This window comes from Niastella soli (genome assembly GCF_017742245.1).
GTDB classification, from domain to species: Bacteria; Bacteroidota; Bacteroidia; order Chitinophagales; family Chitinophagaceae; genus Niastella; species Niastella soli.
The window spans coordinates 71,359-96,948 of the sequence record NZ_JAGHKO010000002.1 but is presented as its reverse complement, the minus strand read 5'-3'; the positions used below and the strand labels follow the sequence as shown (position 1 = coordinate 96,948).

24 protein-coding genes are annotated in these 25,590 nt (G+C 45.3%); 17 read left to right on the top strand and 7 right to left on the bottom strand.

Annotation, left to right across the window (positions count from 1 at the left end; translation table 11 throughout):
• The first annotated feature begins 506 nt into the window (after nt 1–506).
• The 14 genes from J7I42_RS12965 to J7I42_RS12900 all read left to right on the top strand — a co-directional run bounded on the left by J7I42_RS12965 (nt 507) and on the right by J7I42_RS12900 (nt 15,098).
• Nucleotides 507–1,355, top strand: coding sequence for a hypothetical protein (locus tag J7I42_RS12965; RefSeq protein ID WP_209139245.1), 849 nt, complete (start codon nt 507–509; stop codon nt 1,353–1,355).
• A 14-nt stretch (nt 1,356–1,369) separates the two neighbouring features.
• The gene (murQ, locus tag J7I42_RS12960; protein ID WP_236065496.1) at nt 1,370–2,227 is read left to right on the top strand and encodes an N-acetylmuramic acid 6-phosphate etherase; all 858 of its coding nucleotides are present in this window, start codon (nt 1,370–1,372) and stop codon (nt 2,225–2,227) included.
• Between the two features lie 247 nt (nt 2,228–2,474).
• Entirely contained in the window at nt 2,475–3,722 is a 1,248-nt protein-coding gene (locus J7I42_RS12955) for a T9SS type A sorting domain-containing protein (protein ID WP_209139243.1), read from the top strand.
• A gap of 126 nt (nt 3,723–3,848) precedes the next feature.
• Nucleotides 3,849–4,412, top strand: a complete 564-nt coding sequence (locus J7I42_RS12950) for a hypothetical protein (RefSeq protein ID WP_209139242.1) — start codon at nt 3,849–3,851, stop codon at nt 4,410–4,412.
• A 330-nt stretch (nt 4,413–4,742) separates the two neighbouring features.
• Entirely contained in the window at nt 4,743–5,642 is a 900-nt protein-coding gene (locus J7I42_RS12945; protein ID WP_209139241.1) for a prephenate dehydratase, read from the top strand.
• Between the two features lie 35 nt (nt 5,643–5,677).
• Entirely contained in the window at nt 5,678–6,856 is a 1,179-nt protein-coding gene (locus tag J7I42_RS12940; protein ID WP_209139240.1) for a pyridoxal phosphate-dependent aminotransferase, read from the top strand.
• A 3-nt stretch (nt 6,857–6,859) separates the two neighbouring features.
• A complete protein-coding gene (locus tag J7I42_RS12935) occupies nt 6,860–7,708 on the top strand; it encodes a prephenate dehydrogenase (RefSeq protein WP_209139239.1) in 849 nt (282 codons plus the stop codon).
• Between the two features lie 108 nt (nt 7,709–7,816).
• Nucleotides 7,817–9,517, top strand: coding sequence for a DEAD/DEAH box helicase (locus tag J7I42_RS12930; protein WP_209139238.1), 1,701 nt, complete (start codon nt 7,817–7,819; stop codon nt 9,515–9,517).
• A gap of 94 nt (nt 9,518–9,611) precedes the next feature.
• A complete protein-coding gene (locus tag J7I42_RS12925; RefSeq protein WP_209139237.1) occupies nt 9,612–10,700 on the top strand; it encodes a chorismate mutase in 1,089 nt (362 codons plus the stop codon).
• Nucleotides 10,701–10,802: 102 nt separating this feature from the next.
• Entirely contained in the window at nt 10,803–11,231 is a 429-nt protein-coding gene (locus J7I42_RS12920; RefSeq protein ID WP_209139236.1) for a transposase, read from the top strand.
• A gap of 8 nt (nt 11,232–11,239) precedes the next feature.
• The gene (gene aroB / locus J7I42_RS12915) at nt 11,240–12,259 is read left to right on the top strand and encodes a 3-dehydroquinate synthase (RefSeq protein WP_209139235.1); all 1,020 of its coding nucleotides are present in this window, start codon (nt 11,240–11,242) and stop codon (nt 12,257–12,259) included.
• Between the two features lie 129 nt (nt 12,260–12,388).
• Entirely contained in the window at nt 12,389–13,681 is a 1,293-nt protein-coding gene (gene aroA / locus J7I42_RS12910; protein WP_209139234.1) for a 3-phosphoshikimate 1-carboxyvinyltransferase, read from the top strand.
• A gap of 125 nt (nt 13,682–13,806) precedes the next feature.
• Complete coding sequence (locus J7I42_RS12905) at nt 13,807–14,802, top strand: chorismate synthase (RefSeq protein ID WP_236065485.1); 996 nt, start codon at nt 13,807–13,809, stop codon at nt 14,800–14,802.
• Nucleotides 14,802–15,098, top strand: a complete 297-nt coding sequence (locus J7I42_RS12900) for a thiamine-binding protein (RefSeq protein ID WP_209139233.1) — start codon at nt 14,802–14,804, stop codon at nt 15,096–15,098. The genes J7I42_RS12905 and J7I42_RS12900 overlap by 1 nt, the downstream gene beginning before the upstream one ends.
• Nucleotides 15,099–15,208: 110 nt before the next feature.
• On the opposite strand, the gene J7I42_RS12895 is transcribed toward J7I42_RS12900, so the two are convergent.
• Nucleotides 15,209–15,931 (bottom strand): M15 family metallopeptidase, encoded by a 723-nt coding sequence (locus J7I42_RS12895; RefSeq protein ID WP_209139232.1) that lies wholly within the window; start codon nt 15,929–15,931, stop codon nt 15,209–15,211.
• Between the two features lie 74 nt (nt 15,932–16,005).
• Here J7I42_RS12895 and J7I42_RS12890 point away from each other — a divergent pair, with 74 nt between their 5' ends.
• The 3 genes from J7I42_RS12890 to J7I42_RS12880 all read left to right on the top strand — a co-directional run bounded on the left by J7I42_RS12890 (nt 16,006) and on the right by J7I42_RS12880 (nt 18,831).
• Nucleotides 16,006–17,703: a L,D-transpeptidase family protein gene (locus J7I42_RS12890; protein ID WP_209139231.1), complete on the top strand. Its 1,698-nt coding sequence runs from the start codon at nt 16,006–16,008 to the stop codon at nt 17,701–17,703.
• Between the two features lie 13 nt (nt 17,704–17,716).
• Nucleotides 17,717–18,151 carry a septal ring lytic transglycosylase RlpA family protein gene (locus J7I42_RS12885; protein WP_209139230.1) on the top strand — a complete coding sequence of 145 codons (435 nt, stop codon included), beginning with the start codon at nt 17,717–17,719 and terminating at the stop codon, nt 18,149–18,151.
• Between the two features lie 62 nt (nt 18,152–18,213).
• Nucleotides 18,214–18,831: a hypothetical protein gene (locus J7I42_RS12880; RefSeq protein WP_209139229.1), complete on the top strand. Its 618-nt coding sequence runs from the start codon at nt 18,214–18,216 to the stop codon at nt 18,829–18,831.
• Between the two features lie 164 nt (nt 18,832–18,995).
• Here J7I42_RS12880 and hisB read toward each other — a convergent pair whose 3' ends face one another.
• The 6 genes from hisB to hisG form a co-directional block, all read right to left on the bottom strand.
• Entirely contained in the window at nt 18,996–20,135 is a 1,140-nt protein-coding gene (gene hisB, locus J7I42_RS12875) for a bifunctional histidinol-phosphatase/imidazoleglycerol-phosphate dehydratase HisB (protein WP_209139228.1), read from the bottom strand.
• 23 nt (nt 20,136–20,158) lie between these two features.
• On the bottom strand, nt 20,159–20,587 hold the full coding sequence (locus tag J7I42_RS12870) for a c-type cytochrome (RefSeq protein WP_209139227.1): 429 nt from the start codon (nt 20,585–20,587) through the stop codon (nt 20,159–20,161).
• 45 nt (nt 20,588–20,632) lie between these two features.
• On the bottom strand, nt 20,633–21,919 hold the full coding sequence (locus J7I42_RS12865; protein ID WP_209139226.1) for a PQQ-dependent sugar dehydrogenase: 1,287 nt from the start codon (nt 21,917–21,919) through the stop codon (nt 20,633–20,635).
• Between the two features lie 65 nt (nt 21,920–21,984).
• Complete coding sequence (gene hisC, locus J7I42_RS12860; protein ID WP_209139225.1) at nt 21,985–23,040, bottom strand: histidinol-phosphate transaminase; 1,056 nt, start codon at nt 23,038–23,040, stop codon at nt 21,985–21,987.
• 227 nt (nt 23,041–23,267) lie between these two features.
• A complete protein-coding gene (gene hisD / locus J7I42_RS12855) occupies nt 23,268–24,539 on the bottom strand; it encodes a histidinol dehydrogenase (RefSeq protein ID WP_209139224.1) in 1,272 nt (423 codons plus the stop codon).
• A gap of 22 nt (nt 24,540–24,561) precedes the next feature.
• A complete protein-coding gene (gene hisG / locus J7I42_RS12850; RefSeq protein ID WP_209139223.1) occupies nt 24,562–25,416 on the bottom strand; it encodes an ATP phosphoribosyltransferase in 855 nt (284 codons plus the stop codon).
• Between the last annotated feature and the right edge of the window lie 174 nt (nt 25,417–25,590).

Below are 25,590 nucleotides of genomic sequence, written 5' to 3'. Positions count from 1 at the left end.
TCGAATGCTGTCCCTGGGCCCGCAAATTAATCACCTTTTTATTTAATTGTTTTGTTATTAATAGATCCGCTCAAAAGCAACATTCTAATTAACGGCCTGTATTTACAATCGGGTATAAAAAATATGTGTTAAATCCACAATATTGTAACCGGCTGTTTTCCTGATCCCTGCTCCCATCCGGGGCTGTAAGTGAATTTGCCGGAGCGGCAAAGAAACAGCACCGCAAGGGAGTGAAATCTTGAAATTTTGGGCGAAGTTCATAATTAATTTGCAAGTAACGTTTTTTTGTTTTGAATGGTTACAGACCGCAGTAAAGCGGCACTTCAAACAAATGAGGGGTAGGGGCATGTTGGGAAAATAAGGCCAGGTTGCGTTTTTATGCAAGGTATATGAGGCACTTACGGTATGGTTGTTTCAGCTATGCGTCTTACCTTCGTGAGATGGCTATATGTGTAAACAAACGTGTAGCAATGGTTTGGAAATTATACGACTAAACGGTTATAAATATGGCAATACTGCTGGCAGATAGTGGAGCTACCAAATGTGAATGGTTTCTGGCAGAATCAAAAGAAAGTACCAAAACGGTTTTTACTCAAGGCATTAGTCCGTATTTTTTTAATGAGGAAAAAACGGTGGCTTTATTGCAGCAGGAATTGCTGCCTCAATTACCAGATTCGGCAGTAATTGACGAGATACATTATTACGGAACAGGCATGCGCAATCCGGTTAATGTAGAAATGGTGAAGAAATCGCTGGCCACTGTTTTTGGAAAAGCCGGAACAATAGAGGTAAGTGACGATATGCTGGCTGCAGCCAGGGCGCTGAATGGCCATAAAGAAGGGTTGGCCTGTAACCTGGGTACGGGTTCTTTTGCCGTGTATTACGATGGTAAAAACATTGCTAAACAGGCACCGGGAATTGGGTACATTCTGGGCGATGAAGGGAGCGGCGCCTACCTGGGGAAAAAAGTACTTCAGTATTATTTGTATAATACGTTTGATGAAGAGCTGCGTTACAAGTTTGAAACAAGATATAATGCAACACCCGTTGAAATATTAGAGAATGTTTACCGGAAACCCCTGGCAAACAGGTACATGGCTACTTTTTGCCTGTTTTTGTCGGAAAACCGGGAACATTACATGATCGAAAATATCATTGAAGACGGGTTGAATGATTTCTTTTTTACCCACCTATGCAAATTCACTGAAAGCTGGAAAAACCCCATTCATTTTGTAGGCGGCGTGGCTTTTGCTTTTCATGATATAATTGAACAGCTGTGCCATGCGTATGAATTTGAACAGGGTAAAATATTGAAAGGCGCTATGGAAGGATTGATCCAATACCATGTGCAATAATGAAAAACAACCTTATGCCTAACCCGAATAAAACATTGAACAACAGAAATATGTCAGCAGAATTTACCAGGATCACAGAGCAGTCGAGCGATTACCGGCATCTGGAGCAAATGAGTATTAATGAGTTGCTCACCAATATGAATAATGAGGACAAAAGGGTGCCAGTAGCGGTAGAGAAAGCCATCCCTCAAATAGAAAAACTGGTGACTGCTATTTCAGATAAAATGCTGGCTGGTGGCCGCCTTTTTTATATTGGCGCCGGTACCAGTGGCCGGCTGGGAATCCTGGATGCCAGCGAAATTCCACCTACTTATGGTTTACCCCAGGGCCTCGTGATCGGGATTATTGCCGGTGGCGATGTGGCCATTCAACGACCTGTAGAACAGGCTGAAGACAGCTGGGAGCAGGGCTGGGCCGATCTAATGAAACATGCCATCGATGAAAAAGATGTGGTGATAGGGATTGCCGCCAGCGGCACCACCCCATATGTGATTGGTGCGTTGACCGAGGCTCGCAAAAAAGGTATTGTCACGGGTTGTATAACCTGCAATGCCGGCTCGCCCCTGGCCGATGCGGCAGAACTACCCGTTGAAGTGGTGGTAGGCCCTGAATTTGTTACAGGCAGCACGCGCATGAAAAGCGGTACCGCGCAAAAGCTGGTGCTGAATATGATCTCTACCGCCGTAATGATCCAGATTGGCCGGGTAGAAGATAACAAAATGGTTAACATGCAGCTGACCAATAGCAAACTGGTTGACCGGGGCACCAAAATGGTGATGGAAAAAACCGGTATCAATAGTTATGATAAAGCCCGCGAACTGTTGCTGAAATATGGCAGTGTAAAAAAAGCAGTGGATTCGCTGGGGGCGTGAGAACGGCAGACGGCAGACGCCTCTTCGCGACAACTCAGAACTAAAAAACTAAAGAACTAAATAAGTTATAGCAAAAGCTCATTCTGGTAAGGATGGGCTTTTATATTATAATAACTCTCCGACACGTCGGGGCAGGCTGTCAACTGATCATGAGGTCAACTGATCAACTGTCACCAACTTCTCCCCAACTTTGGTACCCTCCTCAAAAATTTGTAACTTTTAAGTACATATCATTAAACTTATACTTATGAGGTACAGATTTTTACACACTTCTTTAGCAACCTGTATGCTGATGGTGACTGTACAGGTTTCTGCTCAACAAAATCAAACAACTGCCTTTGCAATTACCAGTTCCGAGAAGGGAAACTATAACTGGACCGATGTAAAACAGATTGACTTGACAACTGGTACGGTTACCCGATCGATCTTCGATTCCAAACAAACCAATTTCACGGTATACAATGCGCGAACAGGTAAGGAATTAAAATCCATTACAAAAAACGGGGTTACTATGAGTGGCAATACTGCTCAGCCAGTGGCTTCCTTAGCTGCCGCCTGTGCATACGATCAACGGCATAACCGCTTGTATTATGCGCCGCTGTTCATGAACCAGCTCAGGTACATTGATCTGGATGAAAGTACGCCCCGCATCTATTATTTCGATAATGAACCCTTTATGCAGGTTACAGACGCTTCCAATGAAGCCAATCATATTACTCGCATGGTCATTGGCGCCGATGGCGATGGATATGCCTTAAGCAACGATGCCAATCACCTGATGCGTTTTACAACCGGTCGTAAACCCGTTATTACCGATCTGGGTGCCTTAGAGGATGATGGCACTAACGGTGAAAGATCTGTACATGCAAAATCAACAGCCTGGGGTGGTGATATGGTAGCCGATGCCGCCGGTAACCTGTACGTTATTTCAGCCTACCACAACGTGTTTAAAGTGAACATCCAAAGCAAGGTGGCTGCCTGGGTAGCCGAGATCCAGGGTCTGCCTGCTACCTTCACTACCAATGGCGCCGTGGTTGATACCGAGGGCAATTTAATTGTGAGCAGCGCCAATACTGCGGAAGGTTATTATAAAGTTGATATGCATTCCTGGAACGCCAGCCGTATAGGGATCAATGGCACCGTTTTCAATGCAAGTGACCTGGCAAATGGCAACCTGGCTTTCCCTAATGAAAAGCCATCGGTACCCTTGTTAGGCAGCAGGGATATTGTAGTTAATGGGAATATTGGTCTGTATCCCAATCCTGTTGTTACCAACCAGGTGACTGTAAACTTTAATGGTAAGGAATCCGGCCGGTATACCATTCTATTAGTTGATATTACTGGTAAAGTATTGTTAGAAAAGATCGCCGTAGTGAACGGAAAGCAGGGTATACCTTTTCTGTTTAAGCAAGGTTTGGCTAAGGGGCCCTATATTGTAAAAGTGTTAAGTAATAGTAAAAAAACGGTTTTTGCCGATAAGCTGGTTATTGAATAAAGCAATAAAAAAATATTTGGAAACCGCGTTGCGAAGGCTGTAAATTGCTACAGCCTTCTTTCGTTATAAAAAGTGCCGCATGGCATAGTTTTTAGTGAGCAGGGAAGAAGAAGCTAATAATGAATTATGCATGAAATAGAACCATTTTATAATTGGCGTCACATTTATACCAGTGAGCAGGATGAGCGGTCTCCGTTCTTCGGGAAAGTATATTCTGAGTTTACCTATACCCAGGCTATTTACAATTACCTGATACATCCGCAGTGGGATGATTTCGGTTCCCGCACCCTGTACCTGAAAGTATTGATAGCCGACTATGAAGAGAAATATGCAATTATAGAACTGATAGGGGAGTGGAACGATGCCATTGAGAACGATATCATGGAACTGAAGCGGGAGGTAACTGATGTGTTCTTCTATGAAGGTATTACCAAGTTCATTTTCATAGCCGAGAATGTGTTGAACTTTCATAGCGGCGACCGGGACTATTACCAGGAATGGTTTGAAGAAGTAACGGATGAGGAGGGCTGGATCGTAGTGCTGAACATGCCCGAACAAACGCAGTATGATTTTAAAAAGAACCGCCTTAACCGCTATGTCGAACTGATGGACCTGCCCAACTGGCGAACCTATAAACCCTTCCATCTGTTCAAGAAAATTGATGAACAAATGCGGAAAAGATTGGAATAGTCTAGTTGGAAACCGGGTTTTTAAATCGCTGAAAGCCGCTACTGTTAAGGGCTTTAGGTGGAAAAGGAGAGGTTGGGCCCTGTAGAATTGACCGAAAAAAATTTGTACATAAGTAATTAGTTATTATTTTTGACCTAATGAATATCACAAAGGCATACCGTTTCTTTTACTTTTATTTTAGCTTCTATTTTAGAAATAGGCCGGGAATGCTTTTGTTGACAATAAAATAAGAATAAAGAAAAAAATCAACATAAAGAGTCCCGGCAAAAAGCCGGGACTTTTTTTATGTCTTTTTTAAAACCGTACAAGGGAAAGCATAAAAAAGCAATTATGGTCGACCGAAAACAACAACAGGAGAGTACCGATGCAACGCCGGGATCCAGTGGCTTGCAGGGAACAGGGATAAGGGTTTCTATTCAGGGATATGAAGGAAGTTTCCACCAGGTAGCAGCCCGGCAATTCTTCGGAAAGAATGTAGAAGTGATACCCTGTGCCACCTTTCGCGAAGTAGTGAAAATTGCCAGTAACAAAAAGGAAAGCAATGGTGGTTTAATGGCCATCGAGAACTCCATCGCCGGCAGCATTCTACCTAACTACAACCTGTTGCAAAAGAGTTCCCTAAAGATCATCGGCGAAGTTTACCTCCCCATAAAACAACAACTGTTAGTTAACCCCGGGGTCCAGTTGGAAGATATACGCGAAGTACACTCTCACCACATGGCCATTCAGCAGTGCCTCGAATACCTCGACAAATACAACTGGAAACTGGTAGAAACGGAGGATACTGCACTAAGCGCTAAACATGTTCAGCAGCACCGCAGTAAACACATAGCCGCCATTGCCAGCAAACTCGCCGCCGACCTCTTCAACCTCGATGTAATTGCTCCTAACATTCATACTTTAAAAAACAACTATACCCGGTTCCTGGTGCTGGTCCCTGAAGACATAGCACAACCAGTAGCCGAAGCCAATAAGGCCTCTGTGAATTTTCATACCGATCATTCACGCGGCAGTTTGGCCAGAGTACTCAGTCGCATTGCAGAAGGAGGGATCAATTTAAGTAAGCTGCAAAGCTCCCCCATACCAGGTACCGATTTTCAATACAGCTTTTATGCAGATATGGAATTTGATACCCTTGACCAGTTCAATGAAGTTATCAATGGCATAAAACCGGTTACGCAGGACTTGAGAATATATGGCGTATACAAGAACGGTAAAACAAACAATTAATTCAATCCTGATCATCACCATTCACGAATAGCGATATGCAAACATCAAAACGTTTAGAAGGTATTGGCGAATATTATTTTTCGCAAAAGCTGCGGGAGATAGATGAGTTGAACAAGCAAGGGAAGAATGTAATCAATCTGGGCATTGGCAGTCCCGACCTGCCGCCACATGCCGATGTGATAAAAACCCTGCAGGAAGAGAGCGCCAAACCCAATGTGCATGCTTATCAAAGTTATAAAGGATCACCAGCGTTGCGCAAAGCGATCAGCGACTGGTATCAGAAATGGTATGATGTTGACTTGAATCCTGATACGGAGATCTTGCCTCTGCTGGGTAGCAAGGAAGGCATCATGCACATTTGCATGACCTATTTGAATGCCGGGGATAAGGTTCTGGTCCCTAACCCGGGTTATCCTACCTACCGAAGCGCCGTGAAACTGGCTGGTGGTGAATGTGTTGATTATGATCTCACGGAAGCCAACAACTGGGAGCCTGATTTTGATGCCCTGGATAAACTGGTGGCTGCCGGCGGTACCTACAAACTGATGTGGATCAACTATCCGCAAATGCCTACAGGCCAGCTGCCTTCTGCCAGCCTGTTTGAAAAGATAGTGGCGTTTGGAAAGAAGCACCAGATCCTTATTTGTCACGATAACCCTTATAGTTTCATCCTGAATGATAACCCTACCAGTTTACTACGGGTGCCGGGTGCAAAGGAAGTGGCCATTGAACTGAATTCGCTGAGTAAGTCGCACAATATGGCCGGCTGGCGGGTAGGGGCCTTGCTGGGTGCCAAAGAACGCATCGACGAAGTATTGCGGTTCAAGAGCAATATGGATAGCGGCATGTTCCTGCCGGCACAATTAGCGGCTGCCAAAGCCTTACAATTGCCCAAAAGCTGGTACGATGAAGTGAATGCTATTTACAAAAAGCGTCGCGAAAAAGTATTTGAACTGCTCGATCTGTTACAGTGCGTGTATGATAAAAGCCAGGCCGGTATGTTTGTGTGGGCAAAGATCCCTGCATCCTATAAAACCGGTTACGAACTGAGCGATGAAGTGCTTTACAACACCGGTGTATTCATAACGCCCGGCGGCATTTTTGGTAAAGCCGGAGATGGATATATACGGGTGAGCCTGTGTAGTACAGAAGAAAAATTTGCGGAAAGCATTCAACGGATAAAAGCATTTAAACCAGCATTAAAAGTTAATTAAACCATGTTCAACACCGTTACCATAGTTGGGGTAGGCTTAATCAGCGGTTCCTTTAGCCTGGCTTTAAAAGAGCGGGCACTGGTTAAAAAAGTGATCGGAGTAAGCCGTACCGAAGCTAGCGCCCAAAAAGCCATAGAGCTTGGGTTGATAGACGAGGCATTGCCTTTGGAAGAAGCGGTAAAACAAGCTGACCTCATATACGTGGCCATACCGGTTGATGCCACCATTGGTGTAATGCAACAGGTGATGGACATGATCACCGATAAACAGATAGTAGCCGATGCGGGCAGTACCAAACACGCGTTGTGCGCCGCAATGGCCGATCATCCAATGCGGCAACGGTTTGTGGCCACCCATCCTATGTGGGGAACGGAATACAGTGGTCCTGAAGCAGCCGTACGGAATGCCTTTGCCGGCCGTAGCTGTGTGATCTGTGAAAAGGAAAAAAGTGATGCCGCGGCGGTTGCAACCATTGAAGAAGTGTACCGCCAATTGGGTATGCACCTGGCCTACATGGATGCTGATAGCCATGATATGCATACCGCCTACATCAGCCATATTTCCCATATTACCTCCTTTGCCCTGGCCAATACGGTACTGGAAAAGGAAAAAGAGGAAGATACCATTTTTGACCTGGCGGGTGGTGGTTTTGAAAGCACCGTGCGGTTGGCAAAAAGTAACCCTGCGATGTGGGTACCCATTTTCAAACAGAACCGCGAACATGTACTGGATGTACTGAATGAGCACATCAGCCAGCTGCGGAAGTTTAAAGCCTGTCTGGAAAAAGAAAATTATGACTATTTGCTTGAGCTGATAGAACAGGCAAATAAGATAAAAAGAATACTGAAATAATTAAAAAATATTCAATAAAAAGCCCGGTGGGCGGGCATTTGCTCTTTGAACAGGATTAATTAGGTCGACGGCCATAATAACAGTACCTTTGCGCCAAATTTTCTGACTATGATAACATTTGATGCATTGGGTTTGGATGAGCGGCTGATACAGGCTACCAATGCTTTAGGATTTGTTAACCCCACCCCGATACAGGAAAAAGCAATCCCTGTATTGTTGAGCGGAACAAAAGATCTGGTGGGATTGGCGCAAACAGGCACCGGTAAAACGGCTGCATTTGGGTTACCCCTGTTGCATTTGGTGAATGAGCAGTTGAAACATCCCCAGGCATTAGTGGTTTGTCCAACAAGGGAATTGTGTATGCAGATCGTGAACGAGATTGAAGGGTTCAAGAAGTTTATACCCGGAATGTTTGTGGCGGCGGTATATGGCGGCGCCCCTATAGGCCAACAGATCCGCGAGTTAAGAAGAGGTGTACAGATCGTGGTAGCTACACCGGGCCGTTTGATAGATCTGATAGAACGCAAGGCTATTGACCTGGAACAGATCCAGTACGTGATACTGGATGAAGCCGATGAGATGTTGAACATGGGCTTTCAGGACGATATTGAGTTCATTTTGCAGAACACCCCCAAAAGGGATGCCACGTGGTTGTTCAGTGCCACCATGCCACCCGAAATTCGCCGGGTAAGCAAACGCTACATGAAAGAACCGGTGGAAGTGACGGTGGGTAAAATGAATTCTGCCAATAAGAATATTGACCACCAGTACTACATTACCAGTGCCCAGCACCGGTACCAGGCGCTGAAACGGTTGATTGATTTTAACCCTGGCATTTACGGCATCATTTTTACACGTACCAAGGCCGACGCCCAGGATATTGCCGAGAAGTTAACCCGCGAAGGATACGATATCGATGCATTGCATGGCGATCTGACGCAGCAGCAACGCGATAAGGTAATGGGTGATTTCAGGGATAAAACATTACAGCTCTTAATAGCAACGGATGTGGCCGCCCGCGGTATTGATGTATCGGGTATCACCCACGTTATCAACTTTGAGTTACCCGATGATGTGGAGGTATACACCCATAGAAGCGGCAGAACCGGCCGGGCCGGTAAAACCGGGGTTTGTATGTCGATCGTGCATGTGCGGGAGCTGGGGAAAATGCGGCAGATACAAACTATTGTACAGGTGCCTTTCCATAAGCTTGAGATCCCATCAGGCAAAGATGTTTGCCGCAAACAGTTCTATCACTTTATGGATAAACTGTTGCAACTGGAGGTTAACCACGGCGATTATGAAGCCTATGTGCCCATGCTGGAAGAGAAGTTTGCCGACATGAGCAAAGAAGAGATCCTGAAACGCGTGGCAGCATTGGAGTTCGACCGCTTTTTGAAATATTACGAGAACGCCGAAGACCTGAATGCACGCGAACAACGTCGCGGTGAACGCGGCGAACGCAGCGAACGCGGAGAAAGATTAACGGTAGGAAGAGGAGAGGGCGACAGAAGAGGATCGTACTCCGATACCAGAGGTCGGAAATTCGGTAACGGCGGCGGTGGTGACTACACCAAATTATTTGTGAACCTGGGTACAAAAGATGGTTTTTATAAAGCCAGCTTCCTGCAGTTCATCTTAGATATGAGCGAACTGCAAAAAGATGTACTCGGTCGCATAGATATGAAGGAAATGAATAGCTGGATCGAAATTGACAAACGGGTTGCCAGTCAAATGATCCGGTCTATTGACGGAAAGAACTACAAGGGTAGAAGAATACGAATGAACGAGGCTGATAGCAGACGCTAAGTTAACCAGTTAACAAGTTGATAAGTTAACAGGTTGACGGTCCACTGAAGCCTGCTAACAAATCAACTTTTTAACTTATCAACTTAAATACAATATGCAACAAACATCAACAACCATGAGAGAGACCGTGCAACAGGTATGGAAAAAGCGCCCGATCATTATCAGTGGACCTTGCAGTGCCGAAACTGAAGAGCAGGTACTGGAAACTGCTACCCGTTTGGCAAAGACTGGAAAAGTAGATATGCTGCGTGCCGGTATCTGGAAACCTCGTACCCGTCCTGGTAGTTTTGAAGGTATTGGAACCAAGGGATTGCCCTGGATGCAACAAGCCAAAAAGATCACCGGCTTACCTGTAACAGTAGAAGTAGCTACTGCAAAACAGGTAGAAGACGCGCTGACCTTTGAAGTGGATGTACTGTGGATAGGCGCCCGTACAACGGTAAACCCTTTCAGCGTACAGGAAGTAGCTGATGCTTTACGTGGTGTTGATGTACCCGTGTTGATCAAAAACCCTATCAATCCTGATCTGGAACTGTGGACTGGCGCCGTTGAGCGTGTTGCCAAAGCAGGTATTAAACAAATAGGGTTGATCCACCGCGGATTTAGTTCTTATGGTAATACTGAGTACCGGAATGCGCCCATGTGGCACCTGGCTATCGAAATGAAACGCCGCAATCCGGAATTATTAATGATCAATGATCCTTCACATATTAGTGGTCGCCGCGATATTCTGCTCGATGTAGCCCAAAAAGCCATTGACCTGGATATGGATGGCCTGATCATCGAAAGCCATATCGATCCTGACAAAGCCTGGAGCGATGCCAAGCAACAGATCACCCCTGAAAGACTGGGCGAAATGATCAGTCAGATCCAATGGCGCCGAGAAGATGTAAACTCCGAAGAATACCACGCCGCATTGGAAAAATTGCGTCAGCAGATCAATCACCTCGATGATGAACTGATGCAGATCTTAGGTCAGCGGATGAAAGTGGCAGAAAAAATAGGTGAATATAAAAAGAACAACAATATCACCATTCTGCAAACCAACCGTTGGAACGAGATCCTGGAAAGAGCATTCCAAAAAGGTGAAAAACTGAACCTGAGCAAAGAGTTCATCACCAAATATTTTGATGCTGTACACATGGAGAGTATTAACCACCAGAATAAGATCATGAATTCGTAAGACGGTAATCGGTAGTCGGCAATCGGCAATGAATTTCGGGCTCAACGTTCGCGAACCATTCTCGATTGCCGATTCACGATTCACGATAAAACAGACTTCCAAATGAATAGCCAAACCAGCAAAGTGTATTTGTTCGTTCATGTAATTACCTGTGTAAAGAACAAAGAACCTTTGTTGACCAAGCCTGTTCGTACTGTTTTATTTGCACACATTAAAAAGCATGCAACTGAAAATGGCATCAACGTACTGTCTGTGAACGGTACAGATGACCATATGCATGCCGTGGTGCAAATGATGCCAACACAAAACCTGGCGCAGATCATGAAAAGCATTCGCACCGATTCTACCACCTGGATCAATGAAGGCAATTTCATTAAGAGCCATTTTGAGTGGGAGGAAGGCTTCGCGGCTTTGAGTGTAAGCCCCAGTGGCATAAAACAGGTATTGGAATATCTTGACAAACAGGAAGAACATCATAAAACGAAGACGCTGGACAGTGAGCTGGAAGTGTTTCAGAAAATTCAGATTTGATTAGCTGTATGACAACAAAAAGTTACCGGTTTTCATCCGCCACCGTGAATTATTATTTCGATGCCGATTTTTCCAAACTGGAAAAAATGGTCGGCAGAGAACACGCGGTACTGATCACTGATGAACATGTTTTCCAGGCCCATAAAAAAAAGCTGAAAGGGTGGAATTGCATTACCCTGAAGCCAGGTGAAGAATACAAAGTGCAGGCCACGGTTGATTCTATCATTGAACAATTGATAGAGTTCAAAGCCGATCGCAGCACCTGGCTTATAGGTATTGGCGGTGGCGTTGTTACCGACATTACCGGGTATGTAGCCGCGGTGTATATGCGGGGTATAAAATGTGGTTTTGTACCTACTACTATCCTGGCTATGGTAGATGCTTCTATCGGTGGCAAGAACGGCATCGATGTAGGCATTTATAAAAACCTGGTAGGCACCATTCGACAGCCACAATTCTTACTATACGACTATGGCTTCTTAAAATCCCTGCCTAAACAGGAATGGGTAAATGGCTTTGCTGAGATCATCAAGCATGGTTGTATAAAGGACCTGTCGTTATTCAAAGAACTCGAAAAGAACAAGATCACCCATTATCAAAGGAATAAACCGGCATTAGCCAAACTCATTCGGCGCAATGCAGAAATAAAATCAACTGTTGTACAGGCCGATGAATTTGAGAAAGGCGAACGGCGTTTACTGAACTTTGGTCACACCCTGGGACATGCTATTGAAAATATGTATGAACTCAGTCATGGTCAGGCCATTAGTATTGGAATGACAGCCGCCTGCCAGATCTCAGAAAAACTGGTCAAATTTAAAGACAGTACGCGGGTGATCGACGTGCTTGACCAATATGGATTGCCTACGCTGGCCAACTTCGATAAACCAAAAGCATTTGAAGTATTGAAGATGGATAAAAAGCGCGAGCAAAAAGATATGAATTATGTGCTGTTGGAAAAAATAGGTAGAGGTGTTGTACAGTCTATACCTATGACGAAGTTAGAGACAATTATTAATGAACTTTAACAGGGTTGACCTGTAAGGTGGACCTTCGAGGGCCGATCCGCCGGCTGGCGGAAGCACGAATCCATCCGCCAGCCGGCGGATCAAGTTAATGCAGTGCACCTTACAGGTCAGCAAATTATCAACTTTACAATGGTAGTAACGATTCAACCATCAGAAATAAAGGGAACTATTCAGGCACCGGCATCGAAAAGCTCTATGCAACGAGGTTGTGCTGCCTCCTTACTCTTCAACGGAACAACCATTATTCGCAATCCCGGTCATTCAAACGACGATAAAGCGGCCCTGGGTGTTATTCAGGACATGGGTGCTGTAGTAAAGAAGCTGGATGACGGTTCTTTACAGATCACCGGCGGTGGTGTTAGTCCCGATTGCGATGCGGTGAACTGTGGTGAGAGTGGATTGGGTATCCGGATGTTCACGCCCATCATCTCATTAAGCAATAAGCGCATTACCATTAACGGGGAAGGCAGCCTGGTTACCCGCCCAATGGATTTCTTTGATGAAGTGTTACCGCAACTGGGTGTGGAGATCATTTCAAAAGAAGGCAAACTTCCCTTGCAGGTGAAAGGTCCCCTGCAACCTAAAAATATTACGATCGATGGGTCATTGAGTTCGCAGTTTTTAACCGGGTTATTATTCGGTTATGCCGCTTCCAATGCAAAAGGTGTTACCATCACTGTAGATAACCTGAAAAGCAAACCCTATATCGATCTTACCTTAACGGTAATGAAGCAGTTTGGCTGGGAAGTGGAGAATCGGAATTATGAACAATTTCATTTTACCGGAAACAATAAGCCATCTGCCTCATCTATAACATATACAGTAGAAGGCGACTGGAGCGGTGCTGCTTTTTTGCTGGTTACCGGCGCTATTGCTGGTGACATTGTTGTAAAGGGGCTCGACGTACAATCTACCCAGGCCGACCGTGCCGTATTGCAGGCCTTACAGGCTTGTGGCGCTAAAATGTCTATTCAGTCAGAACAGATTGAGATTGGACCTGCTGCATTGAAAGCTTTCCAGTTCGATGCCACTGAATGTCCTGACCTGTTTCCTCCACTGGTAGCACTGGCTGCTTATTGCAAAGGTACTACTGTTATAGAAGGCGTGACCCGTCTTACGCATAAAGAAAGCAACCGGGCGCTCACGTTGCAGGAAGAGTTTGGTAAAATGGGCGTGGAAATTGAACTGCAGGATGACCTGATGCTGATTAAGGGTGGTAATGGATTGAAAGGCGCTGCAGTGCATTCGCACCACGATCATCGTATTGCAATGGCTTGTGCAGTAGCGGCTTTAAAAGCAACCGGCGAAACCGTTATCAGCGAGGCTCAGGCGATCAATAAATCGTACCCCGATTTTTATGAGCATATTCAGGCATTGGGTGCGATAGTAAAGAAAGAAGGTTCTGCTCAGAACGCACATTAAGGGCAGCGGGGAGAGAGGGAAAGCTGAAAGGAAAAAATTGCCGACTGCGGATTGCCGATTGCCGGACTCAGGCGAGTTCAACGGACGGATATAACTAATTAGACAAATTCAACATTGATATAGGAATGAACAGTTTCGGACGCATATTCAAGGTGACCATATTTGGTGAATCGCATGGTGAAAGTGTGGGTGTGAATATTGACGGGTGCCCTGCTGGTTTACCATTGACAGTGGAGGATTTTCTGGTAGATATAGAGCGTCGGAAAGGTGGTACACAAAAAGGAACTACCCCACGTAAAGAAGACGATCTGCCTATTTTTAAAAGCGGATTGTTCAATAATAAAACAACCGGTGCCCCCATCACTATAATTTTTGAGAACAAGAATACGCGTTCGGGCGATTATGAAAAGTTGCGTGATTTCCCCCGGCCAAGCCATGCCGATTTTGTTGCCCATGACAAATTTGGCGGCTATGAGGATTATCGGGGTGGTGGCCATTTCAGCGGACGGTTAACCGTATGCCTGGTAGCAGTGGGCGTAATTGCCAAAAAACTCCTGCAATATCAGAACATCTCCGTTGCCGCCAACCTCCTGGAGATCGGTGGTGAAAAGGACCTTGAGAAAGGATTACAAAAAGCCATTGATGCCAAAGACTCTATCGGTGGTATTGTGGAATGCCGCGCTAATGTGCCAAAGGGACTGGGCGAACCGTTTTTTGATTCAGCAGAATCGTTGATCGGTCATGCTGTATTTGCGATCCCTGCTGTTCGCGGTATTGAATTCGGGACTGGTTTTGCCGCGGCCCGAATGTTTGGACTGGAACACAATGACGCCATCATTGATACAAACGGAACTACCCGTACCAATCATGCCGGCGGCATAGTAGGTGGAATTACCAATGGCAATGAACTGGTTTTCCGCATCGCTATAAAGCCAACTGCGTCTACTCCCAAAGAACAGGAAACCCTGAACTGGAATACAGGTGCCGTAGATACATTCTCTGTAAAAGGCCGTCACGACCTGTGTATTGCCTTGCGTGTTCCGGTAGTACTGGAAGCCGTAACGGCCATGGTATTGGCTGATCTGATGTTACTGGAACAACGTATTAAAAGAGTGATCTGATGCATAAGCATATAATCAACGCTTCTATTCAAATAGTACCCATCGTACTGGATAAACATCCATACCTGTGGGTGGATGATGCCATTGCTATTATACAACAATCCGGCATCAAGCATGAAGTAACTCCCTTTGCTACTGTGTTGGAAGGAACCTATGATGAAGTGATGCGTGTTATTCATCAGGTAAATGAATTCTTATATCAAAAGGGATGTGCGGAGTGGATCTCGAATCTTCAGATCCAGGTCCGTAGTGAAGGAGACATTACTGGTAATGAAAAGACGGAGAAGTTTAAGTAAGTTGATAGTGTTGACAGGGTTGATAAGGGGCGGGAGGCCCGCTGAACAGTTAACAAGTTGAAATATTATCGTAAGGCCAAAATTGCCGACGGCCGATTCACGAGCAGCCCTCACTTAACGAGCTCCACAAACGGAATATCCAGCACCTCATATTCCCGGTCATTGGGCCAGAAAAAATGCCACCATTCTGTATCCAGTTTGTTAAAGCCATGTTTCACCATTACATCCAGTAACAGCTTACGATGTTCCAGCACTTCGGGTGGCAAGGCGGTAAAAGCATGATGGGCCGTATCGCTGAAATTGTCGAACCCGGTACCCATATCCAGCTCACGATGGCTTTTCAGTTCCACAATCGTGAGGTCAACTGCCAGGCCGCGATTATGACCGGAGCCTCTTCCGGGATTGGCCACATACCGTTCGTCCTTTATTAATTCCCAAAATCTGACCGTTACCGCATAGGGCCGGTAGGCATCAAATATTTTGAGCCCATAGCCCCGGGTATTTAATTCTTTTTGAACGGCTGCCAGGGCCCGGGCGGCAGGTAGCCGCAAAAAGGTGTGGTTACTGGCCGGTACGTATAGTTGTAAATGGGTAAAGTTATTGGTGGTAGCATACCGAAGATCGTAAACAATACCCGGTATCAATTGTAGCAATTCTACCATTTTTCTGGCAGAATCATTTAGTACAGTAGATTGATAGTCAGCTAATTTATTGATAACCGGTACCCCATATTTACTAACAGTTGTTGTTTGTGCCAGGCAGGTGCCTTCGTGGAAAAAAAACAAAAGTACCATTATGTAAATACCGAGCTTAAGCACTATTTTGTATAACATTGTGACCGGTTTAAAGGCAGAATAGGAAGTGAAAAGATACAAAACTTTAGACCGGATAACCAGGATCAATAAACATGAATAAAGGTATTACTTCAGGCCTCCTTTGGTGTTTGTTAATTGTAGCGATTACCATAGCTGCCTGCCATGGACGTGGAAAAGCGGCTAAACCCCCAGCCCCCAAAGCCAAGGATATTGTTGAACAACCAAAAGAATTGAATGTCAGCATTGAACGGAACATTCAAACGGCGCTCGAATTTATTTTGGCCAGCAATGGGGTGTTGAACGATTCCATGCACCTGACAAAAGATTCCCTCGTAAGCGATATTTATCAGAAAAGAAGTTATGGACCGGTTTGGAGCGATCAGGATAAATGGCTGCCTTTGAGCGATTCCCTGGTTGATTTTATTGGCCACGCCCGCGAATACGGTTTATTCCCTTCTGATTATCATTACAATGTATTAAAAAACATTCGCAGTCAAACCACCCAGGATGCCCTGGGACAGAAAGATGCCGCCTTATGGTCGCGGGGCGAACTGTTGCTCACCGATGCCTTTTTCAGAATGTGCGCCGACCTGCATAAAGGCCGCCTGCCGTTCGATAGTGTTACCCTGCGCAAAGACACGCTGACGGTGAGCGGTTACCTGAATCTTTTCGACACGCTTTGGCAATACAAAGATGTGGGCGGTCTAATGCATTCCCTGGAACCTAAACATGAAGGCTATGATTCATTGAAATGGGGATTGAAAAACTTCCTGAGGTCAATGGATACCCTGAAAAAATATACGTATATCCCTTATCCAGCCTCAACTTCTGCAGATTATAGTAACCTTTTGAAACAACGACTGTTTGAAGAAGGGCTGCTCAATTCACCCTATGATTACCTGGATACCACCTCTATGAAGCTGGTGATCGGTAAGTACCAGCGTGACAAGGGGTTAACAGAAACGGGGAAACTGAATTCCAATACGGTAAACAGCCTGAATAACACCAACTGGGAAAAGTTTAAAAGAATTGCCATAACGCTCGACCGGTATAAATTGTTACCAGATTCAATGCCAACTACTTATATCTGGGTAAATATTCCAGCCTACAGTATGAAGATTGTGGATTCGAATATGATAGTAATGGAATCGAACGTTATAGTAGGGCAGCCAAGGACCCGGACCCCTTTATTGACGTCGAACGTGGTGAATTTTATTACGTATCCACAATGGACGGTGCCTTATAGCATCATTTTCAAGGAAATGCTGCCAAGGATCAAAGCCAACCCCTCGGGTTATTTGAATAAACAGAACCTGATGGTGGTTGACAATAATGACAACGTGCTGAACCCGGATAGCCTGAATTGGGGAAAATATAACAAAAATTACTTCCCCTTCCTGATAAAGCAACGTCAGGGTGATGATAACTCATTGGGTGTGTTGAAGTTCAACTTTGCCAATAAATACGCGGTGTATTTGCATGATACCAATGCCCGCTGGTTATTTTCGAAAGAGAACCGGGCTTTGAGTCATGGTTGTGTAAGAATTAAGGATTTTATGAAATTGGCCGATTTTTTGGTGAGAAATGACACCCTTCGGTTTCCGCCCGATACTTTACGGAGCTGGATAAGCAGGAGGGAAAAGCATTATGTAGCCGGTTTTCCAAGAGTACCCATTTTTATCAGGTATTTTACCTGTGAAGAAAAAAACGGAGGTATTAGATTTTACAATGATGTGTATGGGGAAGACAGGGCCTTGTGCCAACGATATTTTGACAGTAAGACCCTTTAATAACTCTAAGACTATGAAGAATTTATTGGTTTTAACACTCCTGATGTTCACTTTTTTTGCGTCAAAAGCCCAGATAAAGGTGGATAGTGTTGCGTTGAATAAGAAACGAAATGTGCCTGTAACTCAATTTGGTGTGGCCAGTTTTTATGCCGATAAATTTGAAGGTCAACGTACCTGCACCGATGTGGTGTTCACCCAGAAAAAGCTTACTGCTGCCTGTAATACATTCCCCCTCAATGTTTGGATAAAAGTTACCAATCTCAGGAACCATAAAAGTGTAAATGTAAAGATCAACGACCGGATGCATCCCTCCAATCCCAGGCTGATTGATATGAGTAAGTCCGCCGCCCTGGCCCTCGGCTATACCGGTCATGGGTTGACGAAAGTAAAGATCGAGTACCTTGGTAAAAACAAACCCGACGAAGACGATATCGCTGATAATAATTAATTTCTCCAGTTTACAGGTACCGGTTATTTTTGCCCGGAACGGTTCTCCAAACCAAACCGGTTATGAAAAAAAACGTAGGATTTCTGCTGGCCATCCTGCCATTTCTGGTGCCTGCTTTTAGCCAGGATGACTATATACAGCGACCTACGTTAGGGATCTATTTCTTCTTTAACGATTTTAAAACAGCTGCTAATATTCGTTCCACCTCTTTACGACAGGTGTTGCGCAGTTCACAATTCGGTAAGTTGAAAGACATGTCGCCCGGACTGGCTTTGAACTATCTCTACGGGTTGAACAAACATGTTGATTTCACTTCTACTTTAACAGGTAGTTTTTTAGATTACAAGGATCGTAATGATGTTTCTCTGGGGCAGGATAACCTGTTGCTGGAAGGTGATGTATCTGTAAAAGGAAAGTTGTTTTCAAATCGATACTGGGTGAGTCCCTTTTTGCAGATCGGTACCGGTATTTCAAAATTCAGAAGTTACTGGGGCGCCTTCATTCCCATGGGCACCGGCTTTCAGGTGAATTTGTTCAATGAAGCTTACTTTATCTTCAATGCGCAATACCGGATGGCGGTTACCGAAAAAGTGAGCAATCATTTCTATTATAGTCTTGGCATAGCGGGGGTAATTGGAAAAAGGAAAGATACCAGCCGGTCAATACTATCTGATGAATAAGTAAGAAGTTGGAGGTAGGAGGTAAGAAGTAGGAGGTAAGAAGTAGGAGGTAAGAAGTAGGAGGTAAGAAGTAGGAAAGAAATGGAAGGAAAATAATGAATGTTGAATATGGAAGTAAGAAGTACGAAGATCAGGTTCTTCATACTTCTTACTTCTTATTTCAGTTAAAGTACTCCTTTGGTCGATGGAAGATAATTAGACAAAGGATCTCTCTTAACAGCCATCCGGATAGCTTTCGCAAAAGCTTTAAAGATGGCCTCAATTTTATGATGTTCGTTATCTCCGTGGCATTCGATGTTCAAATTACAACGGGCTGCATCGGAGAATGATTTAAAGAAGTGAAAGAACATTTCTGTTGGCATTTCACCAATACGCTCTCTTTTGAATTCTGCATTCCAAACGATCCAGTTACGGCCGCCAAAATCAATCAGTACTTTGGCATCCGCTTCATCCATCGGTAAGGCAAATCCATAGCGTTCCATTCCTCGTTTATCGGCCAGTGCCTGGGCAAATGCTTCGCCCAGTGCAATACCGGTATCTTCAATAGTATGGTGTTCATCGATGTGCAGGTCGCCGTTAGAACGAACGGTAAGGTCCATTTTACCATGACGGGCAATTTGATCGAGCATATGATCAAAAAAGCCAAGACCGGTATATATGGCGCCCTTGCCGCTGCCATCTACATTCAATTCTATCTTTATTTGCGTTTCGTTGGTATTGCGTTCATGGATCACTCTGCGCAAGCCCAGCTTCAGGTATTCGTAAATGGTGCTCCAGTGCGTGCTTTCCAAAGCAATTACCGGACGCAATTCCGCTACTTTATCCTTTATTTCACCAGCGCCCAGATTGGGGTCCTGGTTCAACCAAATGGCTTTACAGCCCAGGTTTTTGGCCAGTTGTACATCGGTGATGCGATCGCCTATAACAAATGAGTTGGCGATGTCATAAGCCGGGTTATTCAAATATTGGGTGAGCATGCCTGTACCGGGTTTACGGGTGGGGGCATTGTCATGAGGAAATGAACGGTCAATATGTACGGCGCTGAAATGAATGCCTTCACCTTCAAGGCTCTTCATAACCAGGTTGTGCAGGGGCCAGAAGGTATCTTCGGGGAAAGCATCGGTACCCAGCCCATCCTGGTTAGTGACCATTACCAGCTCATAGTCCAGCTCGCGGGCTATACGGCCCATGTACTCGAACATATGCGGGTAAAAGGTCAGCTTGTCAAAAGAATCTAATTGATACGTAGGGGGCGCTTCGTTTATTAAGGTCCCGTCGCGATCGATGAATAGAATGCGTTTCAAAACAATATTTTAAAAGTTCACTATTATTTCAGCTTGGCCCGCACGGCTTTAACTTCACCCATTGATACCAGGCTGGCTTTGTTGCCAAAGCTGTTGCGAATGTAAGTCAATACATCTGCAATTTCCTGATCTGATAAAGTTGATTCCTGCGGTGGCATGGGATTATGGAATTTATCGCCATCGATCTCAATTTCACCACCCTGAAGGCCTTTGAGTACGATCTTGATCAATGCTTTCTTATCACCCAGTACCCATTTGGTTTTTACCAGGGGCGGGTTCATGTTCTGTACACCCAGGCCATCGGGTTGATGACAGGCCAAACAGGTGGCTTCGTACACCGTTTTGCCGCGGGTCATAGCTGCTTTTAGATTGCCTGGTTGCGGTTTTTGTTGTTGCACTCCAAATGCAGAAGCGATAACCAATACCAGTAAGGCGAACAATACTCTTTTCATATAATTAATTGTGCTGGGTAATGTGGTTTGTTATTGGGGACCTGGTTATTTGCTGTAGTTCACTTTCCAGATGGTCCCATTGGTATCGTCAGATACATACAATGATCCATCGGGGCCTTGTGCCAGACCGCAGGGACGGTATTTCGCTCTGCCTTCTGTAGCGCCTTTTGGAATTTGTGAGAAGCCATCAGCAAACACTTCCCATTTGCCGTTGGGCATCCCATTCTTGAAAGGCATGAACACTACAAAGAAACCTGCCTGTGGTTCAGGAGAGCGGTTCCAGGAGCCATGAAAGGCAATAAAAGCGCCGTTCTTGTATTTGGCGGGGAATTGACTGCCGGTATAGAACAGCAAGCCATTGGGCGCTAAGTGACCGGGGAACTGGGCAACAGATTTTGTTTTATCTGCACAACGGTCAGCCTTTTTACGATCGCCGCCATATTCAGGCGTCATCAGTTTTTGCTGTTTGTCATTATCGTAATAGCAATAAGGCCAGCCACAGTCGGCTCCTTTGGTTAACCGGAACATTTCTTCAGCAGGATTTTCTGCGCCTTCTTTTTGATTGAACAGCTCTGGGAAGAACTGGAACAACATGTCGCGGCCATGCTGCATGCAATACAGCTCATTTACTTCGGTATTCCAGTCAAGCCCAACTACATTACGCAAACCGGTAGCATAACGAACCCCTTCTGCATATGACTGGTTGGCTTTATCTGCTTTGAACTGCCAGATGCCGCCTGCTTTTTCAAGAATGGGGCAGGGGTCCTGTCCGGGTGAACCTTTTACGCGGTCCTGTACCTGACAGCAGTTGCTGGGAGCGCCAATGTTTACATAAATGTTACCACTGTTATCGAGGGCGATAGATTTAGAACTGTGTTGGTTTTGGGATACCAGGCCGGTAACGATCTTTTCTACAGAAGCGGTATCAACCTTTCCTGTTTTTTCATCGATCTTGTAACGGTATACATTCTCATCGGATGAGGCATACAGATAGCCGTTTTTGATAGCTATACCAGTACCGATATAATTGCCCCAGCCTGTTATTTCATCTGCTTTGCCGTCACCGTTTTTATCGTGCAAACGAAGGATGCCTTTTCCCTCTTTTAACTTTTCCAGTTTTACGAACACATCGCCATTGGCTGCTACGGTCAAATGGCGGGCCCGGCCTAAATCAGTGGCAATAACTACCGATTTAAAACCCTGCGGTAAGGTAATAGGCGCTTCGTCTTTTTTAACAATGCCTGTCGAAGATGATTTCACCCTGGTAGTATCACTGCCAAATGCAGCAGCTGCAAAAACTACTGAACATGCTAGGATCAAGACTTTTTTCATAATGGAATATTTAAAGCGCTTTTTATAAAGCGGGTTCTAAAATTACTGATTTAGCAACCTACTCCTCAGGCCGGGTTCCAGTTTTTCATGGCATTAACTACGGAAACGTTTTCAGCTGGCGTACCTACCGTGATCCGTATACAACCGGCGCACAACGCTACACTGCTCCGGTCGCGAACTACGATGCCTTTTTCGATCAAATAGTTGTATATGGCTTTAGGATTTGTAACCTGAACCAGCAAAAAGTTGGCATCGGAGGGGTATATCTTTTGAACCGAAGGGACGGTTAACAGGTCTTTGGCCAGGATATCGCGCTGGGCAACAATTTCCCTGATCATATCATTTACCTGCCCAACTTCTTCCAGGGCCTGGAGGGTCAGCTCCTGCGAAGCCTGGTTGATATTATAAGGCGGTTTTATTTTATTCATCACATGAATGATCTCTTGCGATGCAAATGCCATACCCACGCGCAGGGCAGCCAGTCCCCAGGCCTTTGACAGGGTTTGCAGGATCACCAGGTTGGGATAGTCGTTCAGTTCCTGGGTAAAGGAGCGGAAGCGGGAAAAGTTAATATACGCTTCATCAATCACCACAATGCCCGAATAATTATTTAAAATAACTTCAATGTCTTCACGGTCCAATGAATTACCGGTAGGGTTATTGGGCGAACACAAAAAGATAATTTTGGTGTTGTCGTCAATGGCTTCTTCAATAGCCGGCAGGTTTAACTGAAAGGCAGGTGTAAGCGGTACTTTCTTTATGTTCACATCATTGATGTGCGCGCTTACTTCATACATGCCATAGGTGGGCGGAACGATAAGGATATTATCTTCTCCGGGTTCGCAAAAAGCACGCATCAGCACATCGATGCATTCGTCGCTGCCGTTGCCCAGGAAAATGTTCTCAACGGGAACACCCTTAATGGATGATAATTTTTCTTTTACTTTTATTTGTAACGGATCGGGATACCTGTTGTACCATTTGGTAAGCGGCGATCCAAAACTGTTTTCATTAGCGTCGAGAAAGGTACTGGCTTCGCCTTTAAATTCATCCCGTGCAGAAGAATAGGGGACCAGCTTTTTTATATTTTCTCTTAGTAGATTATTTAAATCGAAAGTCATATTGTTTATTTTTTGTCGTGAAACGGCAATCGGCAATCGGCAGTGGGTTCGCGACATTCGAGACTTCCGCCAGGTGACGGATGAAACGTGAAACGTAAGACGCCCCCAACGCGGCAATAGATAATCCTTCGCTGCGCTCAGGGCCTGGTAACCGGAAACCGGCGACCGGGAACAACGAACTCAATAACCTGTGAACCCAATATCTTAAGAACCTACGAACTAAAAAACTATAACCTAACTTTTACCGCGTTAGCGTGAGCTTGTAATCCTTCCGCTTCGGCCATGGCGATCACCGTTTTGCTGATATTTTGTAAACCTTCCTGGGTTAATTGTTGAAAGGTGATCTTTTTTACAAAGCTATCAATGCTTACTCCGCTGTATGCCCGCGCATAGCCATTGGTGGGCAGGGTGTGGTTGGTACCGCTGGCATAGTCGCCCACGCTTTCGGGTGAATAATGACCCAGAAAAACAGAACCGGCGTTGATGACCTGTTCGGCCATGGGCTCCGGATGGTTACAACTGATAATCAGGTGTTCTGGCGCATACATGTTCAACATGTCAATAGCTTCGGCTTCGTTGGTCACCAGGATGAGTTTGCTGTTAGCCAGTGCTTTTAACGCTATGTCTTTTCTGGGAAGGGCTTCCACCTGTTTGTTGATCTCCTGTTCAATGCTGTTTATTACAGCCAGGGAGCAACTTACCAGTACCACCTGGCTATCGCTGCCATGTTCAGCCTGGCTTAACAGGTCTGCGGCTACAAAGGCGGCATTGGCCGATTCATCGGCATACACCGCTACTTCACTGGGGCCTGCTGGCATATCGATGGCCAGTCCATCCTGTTGCACCAGTTGTTTGGCACAGGTCACGTACTGGTTGCCGGGACCGAAGATCTTTGATACGGCCGGAATGGTATCGGTACCATAGGCCATAGCTCCGATGGCCTGTACGCCTCCCACTTTAAATACTTTGGTAATACCCACTGCTTTGGCTGCAAATAAAATGGCAGGGTTCAGCTGGCCATTGGAATCGGGAGGAGAACACAGAATGATCTCTTTGCACCCCGCCAATTTTGCCGGAACACCGAGCATTAAGATGGTGGAAAACAGGGGGGCAGTACCACCAGGGATATACAGTCCCACTTTTTCAATGCCAACGCTTTTGCGCCAGCATTGTACGCCAGGCATGGTCTCAATAACCTCCGGTGCAATGAGCTGTGTTTTATGAAATGTTTCAATATTTACTTTGGCAGAAAGGATCGCTGCTTTCAGTTTGGCATCGAGCAATTGTTGCGCGTTCATGAACTCGTCCTCAGTCACCACTATATTGTCGATGGTGGCCTTATCAAACTGCCGGGTGAATTTCTTTACCGCAGTATCACCTTGTTGTTTTACTTCCTGCAGAATGTTTTTTACCGAACCTTCCAGTGCGATTGTATTCATTACCGGCCGTTGTAACAAAGCCTTCCAGCTGCTCCTTTCCGGATATTGATAAACTTGCATGTCGTATAGTTTTTCTTGTGCCTTAAATAATCATTTTTTCGATAGGCACTACCAGAATGCCTTCAGCGCCTGCGGCTTTCAACTGTTCTATAATATCCCAGAAGGTATCTTCACTCAGTACGCTGTGTACGCTGCTCCAGCCTGTTTCGGCCAGAGGTAATACAGTGGGGCTTTTCATCCCGGGCAACAAAGAAATGATCTCCTGTAATTTGTTATTGGGGGCATTCAACAAAATGTATTTGTTGTGTTTGGCTTTTTTTACAGCGCGGATGCGGAACACCAGTTTCTCGATCAGTTTTTGTTGTTCGGCATTCAGGTTGTTGTTGCGGATCAAAACCGCTTGCGATTGCAACAAAACTTCCACTTCTTTTAGTCCATTCATGAGCAGGGTAGAACCGCTGCTTACCAGGTCGGCCACTACATCGGCCAGGCCAATTCCAGGAGCAATTTCAACCGATCCGCTGATCTCATGGATCTCGGCCTGTACATTGTTTTTTGCAAGGAATTCATTTACGAGGAATGGATAACTGGTGGCGATGCGTTTACCCTGTAAGGATTGAACGCCTTCGTATTGCTGAATGCGTGGAATGGCCACTGACAGACGGCATTTGCCAAAACCCAGTTTTTCAACGATGGCAGCTTTTTTGTTCTTTTCGTACAACACGTTTTCGCCTACAATGCCAATATCGGCAACGCCATCTTCAACATATTGCGGAATATCGTCGTCGCGCAAAAAGAATATTTCCAGGGGAAAATTATCCGCTTCAGTTTTTAACCGGTCTTTCACGTTGCGCAGATCAATACCGCATTCTTTCAGCAGTTGTACGGAATCTTCATACAGGCGACCTGATTTTTGAATGGCGATCCGAAGTTTCATTTGAATGTCGTTGTTTTTTAGCCCGTACGGGTGTACCGCGTTCCAGGCTATGATTAAAAATAAAAAGGGCTTACCATGCGGTAAGCCCTTCAAATATTCTGGCACTACACAAAGCACCATCGGCCTACCTGCTGGGGTAAGTATGATGATGATGGATGTGAGTGAGTATTGTCA

Excerpts from the sequence above, each read along its gene's own strand:
- J7I42_RS12940 (WP_209139240.1), top strand. The coding sequence starts at position 5,678 with ATGCAAACATCAAAACGTTTAGAAGGTATTGGCGAATATTATTTTTCG.
- murQ (WP_236065496.1), top strand. The coding sequence starts at position 1,370 with ATGCCTAACCCGAATAAAACATTGAACAACAGAAATATGTCAGCAGAA.
- hisG (WP_209139223.1), bottom strand. The coding sequence starts at position 25,416 with ATGAAACTTCGGATCGCCATTCAAAAATCAGGTCGCCTGTATGAAGAT.
- J7I42_RS12870 (WP_209139227.1), bottom strand. The coding sequence starts at position 20,587 with ATGAAAAGAGTATTGTTCGCCTTACTGGTATTGGTTATCGCTTCTGCA.
- J7I42_RS12945 (WP_209139241.1), top strand. The coding sequence starts at position 4,743 with ATGGTCGACCGAAAACAACAACAGGAGAGTACCGATGCAACGCCGGGA.
- J7I42_RS12920 (WP_209139236.1), top strand. The coding sequence starts at position 10,803 with ATGAATAGCCAAACCAGCAAAGTGTATTTGTTCGTTCATGTAATTACC.
- J7I42_RS12895 (WP_209139232.1), bottom strand. The coding sequence starts at position 15,931 with ATGTTATACAAAATAGTGCTTAAGCTCGGTATTTACATAATGGTACTT.
- J7I42_RS12935 (WP_209139239.1), top strand. The coding sequence starts at position 6,860 with ATGTTCAACACCGTTACCATAGTTGGGGTAGGCTTAATCAGCGGTTCC.
- J7I42_RS12880 (WP_209139229.1), top strand. The coding sequence starts at position 18,214 with ATGAAAAAAAACGTAGGATTTCTGCTGGCCATCCTGCCATTTCTGGTG.
- aroA (WP_209139234.1), top strand. The coding sequence starts at position 12,389 with ATGGTAGTAACGATTCAACCATCAGAAATAAAGGGAACTATTCAGGCA.
- J7I42_RS12905 (WP_236065485.1), top strand. The coding sequence starts at position 13,807 with ATGAACAGTTTCGGACGCATATTCAAGGTGACCATATTTGGTGAATCG.
- J7I42_RS12955 (WP_209139243.1), top strand. The coding sequence starts at position 2,475 with ATGAGGTACAGATTTTTACACACTTCTTTAGCAACCTGTATGCTGATG.
- J7I42_RS12890 (WP_209139231.1), top strand. The coding sequence starts at position 16,006 with ATGAATAAAGGTATTACTTCAGGCCTCCTTTGGTGTTTGTTAATTGTA.
- hisD (WP_209139224.1), bottom strand. The coding sequence starts at position 24,539 with ATGCAAGTTTATCAATATCCGGAAAGGAGCAGCTGGAAGGCTTTGTTA.
- J7I42_RS12950 (WP_209139242.1), top strand. The coding sequence starts at position 3,849 with ATGCATGAAATAGAACCATTTTATAATTGGCGTCACATTTATACCAGT.
- J7I42_RS12865 (WP_209139226.1), bottom strand. The coding sequence starts at position 21,919 with ATGAAAAAAGTCTTGATCCTAGCATGTTCAGTAGTTTTTGCAGCTGCT.
- J7I42_RS12885 (WP_209139230.1), top strand. The coding sequence starts at position 17,717 with ATGAAGAATTTATTGGTTTTAACACTCCTGATGTTCACTTTTTTTGCG.
- J7I42_RS12900 (WP_209139233.1), top strand. The coding sequence starts at position 14,802 with ATGCATAAGCATATAATCAACGCTTCTATTCAAATAGTACCCATCGTA.
- J7I42_RS12965 (WP_209139245.1), top strand. The coding sequence starts at position 507 with ATGGCAATACTGCTGGCAGATAGTGGAGCTACCAAATGTGAATGGTTT.
- J7I42_RS12930 (WP_209139238.1), top strand. The coding sequence starts at position 7,817 with ATGATAACATTTGATGCATTGGGTTTGGATGAGCGGCTGATACAGGCT.
- aroB (WP_209139235.1), top strand. The coding sequence starts at position 11,240 with ATGACAACAAAAAGTTACCGGTTTTCATCCGCCACCGTGAATTATTAT.
- hisC (WP_209139225.1), bottom strand. The coding sequence starts at position 23,040 with ATGACTTTCGATTTAAATAATCTACTAAGAGAAAATATAAAAAAGCTG.
- J7I42_RS12925 (WP_209139237.1), top strand. The coding sequence starts at position 9,612 with ATGCAACAAACATCAACAACCATGAGAGAGACCGTGCAACAGGTATGG.